The following is a 3,985-nucleotide window of genomic DNA, read 5'->3' on the forward strand; positions in this document are numbered from 1 at the left end:
TGAGCATGTCGGGCTTGAGGCCGAACGCGATCGTGCCGCCGCCGTGGACGGCGAACTGCACGTGGGTCTCGTCGACGACGAGAACGGCGCCGGCTGCGCGCACGTCGGTGTTCAGCGACGCGACGAACTCCGGGGTCGGCAGCACCAGCCCGCAGTTGGTCAGCGCGGACTCGACCAGGACTGCGGCGACGTCGCCGCGGGACAGCCGGGCCCGCAGGGCGTCAGGGTCGTTGTAGGGCAGGGCGTCGGTGGTCTGCGCCGTGGCGGGGTCGAGGCCGGTCAGGTCGGGGGCCATGTTCTCGCCGTTGCCGCGTGACCACAGCGTCTGGTCGAGGTGGCCGTGGTACTTGCCGTCGAAGACGAGCACGGTCGAGCGTCCGGTCGCCACCCGGGCGATGCGCAGGGCGTCGGTGTTGGCGCCGGTCGCCGAGAGGGTGAACTGCCACTGCGGCAGGCCGAAACGCTCGGTGAGAAGCCGGCACACCTCCACGGTGTCGGTGGTCGGCAGCAGGAAGTGGTTGCCCAGCAAGGCCTGGTCGTGGATCGCACGCACGATCGGCTCCGGGGCAAACCCGGCCGGCATCGCCAGATCGCAGGCGTTGAAGTCCAGATAGGTGTTGCCGTCGAGATCCTCGAACCGGGATCCCGATCCCCGGACGGCCACGACCGGGGCATGGCGGTACAGCGAGCGCATCCAGGCCATCGGAACACCGCCCGGCATCACCCGCTCGGCGTCAGCCAGCCAGCGGGCCGACCGTGGAGTCCGCTCGCCGAAGGTTTTGAGCTCGCGGTCGATCATCTTGCGCGCACGCAGGATCAGCGCGTCCTCGACATGGGCGTATCGGGATGTGCTCATGGTGGATCTCGTCCCTGGTTCCGGGCTTGGTCGGCCGGTTTGAGCCGCGCGTCGACGCTACCGCGGTGGTTGATGATTTGTCTAGCTTAGACATATAGTCCATAAGCATGGCAACGGCTCGGCGTGACCGTCTTCCCCCGATTCCCGCGGACGTGGCGGCGGCGGCCACCGCCCTGACGACGCTGTTCCACCCCCACGTCGAGGTCGCATTGCACGACGTCGCACGGGATCGCCTGGTCGCCATCTGGAACGCGTTCTCGGGCCGAAAGCCCGGCGAGGCGTCCCTGCTCGATCCGGAACTGCTCGCCGGTTTTCCCCAGGGACAGGTCCTCGGCCCCTACGAGCAGGTCGACCGTCAGGGCCGGCGGCTGTCGTCGGTGAGCGTGAGCGTCGATGAGGGACGAATGCTGTTGTGCATCAACTTCGACCGGTCCGCCATCGACTCCGCGGCCCTGCTGCTGTCGGCCTTCGCCGCCCCGCGCGAGCGGAAGCCGGATGCGTTGTTCCAACGGGACTGGCGGGCGACGGTGAACGGCCTGATCGAGGACTGGTGCCGATCGAACGGGGTGCCCCGGTCTGCACTGAGCCGGGAGGACCGCCTATCCATCGTGGCCGATCTAGACGAGCGCGGTGTCTTCGACACCCGCAACGCCGCCGAACACGTCGCCGCCGCACTGGGGGTATCCCGGGCGACCGTGTACAACCTGCGCAAGGAACTGGCCCGAATGCAGGCCGCATGATCGGAATCATCTCTCCTAACCAGCTCCACGACGCGGTGAGCTGGCAGGACGCCCTGATCGCGGTCCACGACTCTCTGATGCACCTTGCCGCAGGACGCGTCATCCAGCCACCCGCGGTCGAGATCCGCATGCCCGGCCACGGCGAACTCCACGTCAAGGGCGGCCACGTCGTCGACGACGACTGGATCGTGGTCAAGGTCGCCACCGGCGGGTTCCCCGGCGGCCCGCCCACAGGGTGTCTGCTAATCGTCGACGCCACCACCGGGGCACCGGCCTGGCTGCTCGACGATCGAGGCCGGCTGACCCTGCTGCGGACCGCGGCCGCCGGTGCGCTGGCCACGCTGAGCTTCAGCCGGCACGACGCGCAGTCGGTGCTCATCGTCGGCACCGGCGACCTCGCCGCCGCTCTCGTCGAAGCGCACGCGGCAGTCGCACCCCACGTCCGTGTCACCCTCTGGGGTCGAGACATGGACCGGACCCGGATCCTCGCCGACCAACTCGGCGTCGCGACAGCGCCGGACCTGCGCGCTGCGGTCTGTGCCGCCGACGTCATCGTCACCGCGACCAGCAGCCGCAAGCCCCTCATCGAAGCCGACTGGGTTCAACCGGGAACTCACCTCACTGCCATGGGCGCAGACACCGTCGGCAAACAGGAACTTCCGGTGGCTCTGCTGGAGCGCGCCGAGGTGATCGTGTGCGACGACGTCGCCACCGCGCTGAACGCCGGTGAGCTTCAGCACGCAACGCCGGAGATCCACTCCCGTGTGCGTGCCTGGCCGGATCTGGTGTCAGCCGGACCGCTGACGCGCGGTGAGGACGCCATCACTGTCGCCGACCTCTGTGGTATCGGGGCCGAAGACGTCGCCATCGCCGCCGCCGCACTGCGAGGGATCAATCTCCCATGACCGACACGCCCGCGTTGGGGATCGAGGTCGTCGTACTTCGCGTATTCACCAACGCCGCAGGCGATTTCGGCAACCCCCTCGGAGTGGTCGATGCGGCTGCGGTTCCAACGCCGCGGCGCCAGGCCCTCGCGACCGACTTGGGTTACAGCGAGACGGTATTCGTCGACCTGCCCGCCACCGGCGCCACCACGGCGCGCGCCTGGATCTTCACCCCGACAACCGAACTGTCCTTCGCCGGCCACCCCACGGTGGGAGCGGCGTGGTGGCTACGCGAGCGCGGAACCCTCGTCGAGAGACTGCAAGTTCCGGCCGGGGATCTGCAGGTCCGCTACCTCGATGACCAGACCGCCGTCGTCGCGCGGGCCGAATGGGGCCCGGACTTCGTCATCCACGCCCTCGCGTCGGTGGATCAGGTCCTCGCCGCCGACCCCGCCGACTACGCCGACGACGGCTACCACTACCTGTGGTCCTGGCTCGACCGCGACCGCGGGCACATCCGGTCGCGGATGTTCGCCAACGAACCGGGCGTACCCGAAGACGAAGCCACCGGTTCGGCCGCGGTTCGCCTCACCGGCCACCTGCGCCGCGACCTCGCCATCACCCAGGGCCGGGGATCGCAGATCCTCACCACCTGGTACCCCGACGGCCGGGTGTCGGTCCAGGGCCGGGTGGTCAGTGATGGGGTGCGTCGTCTTGGCTAACAGCAGGATGTCAACCGTGATCGACCGCGACGCCGCGTTGGCCTTCAGATCCTGCAGGTAGCTGTTCAGGAAACCCCGCCGGGTTGTGCAAGCGCGGAAAGCCAATTGGGAGCCGAGATGACGAGATGACGAATCGGCGGACTCGCCGCCGGTCCTACGTCTCGAAGGGTCCGGGGAAACATTCCGCCCCTTGCGCGACCGCTGATAGGAAATGAAACGCCAAGTGACACGAACCCAGATGAAACGTCGTGAGACAGCCGAAAGAAACGCTGGTCAGAACAGACTGATATGAAACGGAGGTCGAGAACCTACATGTAGGTTCTCAACTTTGACTGCACTTTTTCACGATCGACCTGCTCGCCCCGACGGCAAGTTCCAGATAGCCAACCAGCGCTCTACGGCAAGGAGGACATGGTCGCTCCGCCACGAAACTCGCTGGCGCTCAGGGACGAGTTGGCCGGCCAGGTGACAGTGATGGGGCTTGATCATGCCGCGCATAACATGCTCCAGGAGCAGCCCAAGGCAAGCATCGAGGCAATCGACGATTGGATTAAGGCCGATTTGCCGCGATAGAAGGCCCGACGCGGCAGGCCAGTGGGCGAGTTGTGTGGAGCGCCCCTCGCCCAAGACCCGTCGGTCGAAAACCTGCGGATCGGCGAACGGGCGGCGATATTCTCCAGGGCATTCCAGACGCGGGGGAGGACAGGCTCATGCTCGAGGTGATCGAGAAGGGATCTTCTAGCGAATCGCATCCGACACCACTGCTCTTCGTCCACGGGGCCT

The 3,985-nt window shown here is 67.3% G+C and carries 4 protein-coding genes; 3 read left to right on the top strand and 1 reads right to left on the bottom strand.

The window, feature by feature from the left end:
• Window positions 1-856: aminotransferase class III-fold pyridoxal phosphate-dependent enzyme (locus ADBZ5U_RS14790; protein ID WP_526811447.1), on the bottom strand; the 856-nt coding region annotated here is incomplete at its 3' end.
• Between the two features lie 107 nt (window positions 857-963).
• On the opposite strand from ADBZ5U_RS14790, the gene ADBZ5U_RS14795 reads away from it, so the two are divergent.
• From ADBZ5U_RS14795 to ADBZ5U_RS14805, 3 genes are read left to right on the top strand one after another with little or no spacing between them, the layout of a single operon-like run.
• Complete coding sequence (locus ADBZ5U_RS14795; RefSeq protein WP_526811448.1) at window positions 964-1,596, top strand: helix-turn-helix domain-containing protein; 633 nt, start codon at window positions 964-966, stop codon at window positions 1,594-1,596.
• Window positions 1,593-2,501 (top strand): hypothetical protein, encoded by a 909-nt coding sequence (locus ADBZ5U_RS14800; protein ID WP_526811450.1) that lies wholly within the window; start codon window positions 1,593-1,595, stop codon window positions 2,499-2,501. The genes ADBZ5U_RS14795 and ADBZ5U_RS14800 overlap by 4 nt, the downstream gene beginning before the upstream one ends.
• A 14-nt stretch (window positions 2,502-2,515) precedes the next feature.
• Window positions 2,516-3,202 carry a PhzF family protein gene (locus tag ADBZ5U_RS14805; RefSeq protein ID WP_526811452.1) on the top strand — a complete coding sequence of 229 codons (687 nt, stop codon included), beginning with the start codon at window positions 2,516-2,518 and terminating at the stop codon, window positions 3,200-3,202.
• The last annotated feature ends 783 nt before the right edge of the window (window positions 3,203-3,985 follow it).

The sequence above is a fragment of the Mycobacterium sp. genome, from assembly GCF_040398885.1.
GTDB lineage: Bacteria > Actinomycetota > Actinomycetes > Mycobacteriales > Mycobacteriaceae > Mycobacterium.

Bases quoted from the DNA above. Each gene is read 5' to 3' on its own strand.
- ADBZ5U_RS14795 (WP_526811448.1), top strand. From the start codon at position 964: ATGGCAACGGCTCGGCGTGACCGTCTTCCCCCGATTCCCGCGGACGTG.
- ADBZ5U_RS14800 (WP_526811450.1), top strand. From the start codon at position 1,593: ATGATCGGAATCATCTCTCCTAACCAGCTCCACGACGCGGTGAGCTGG.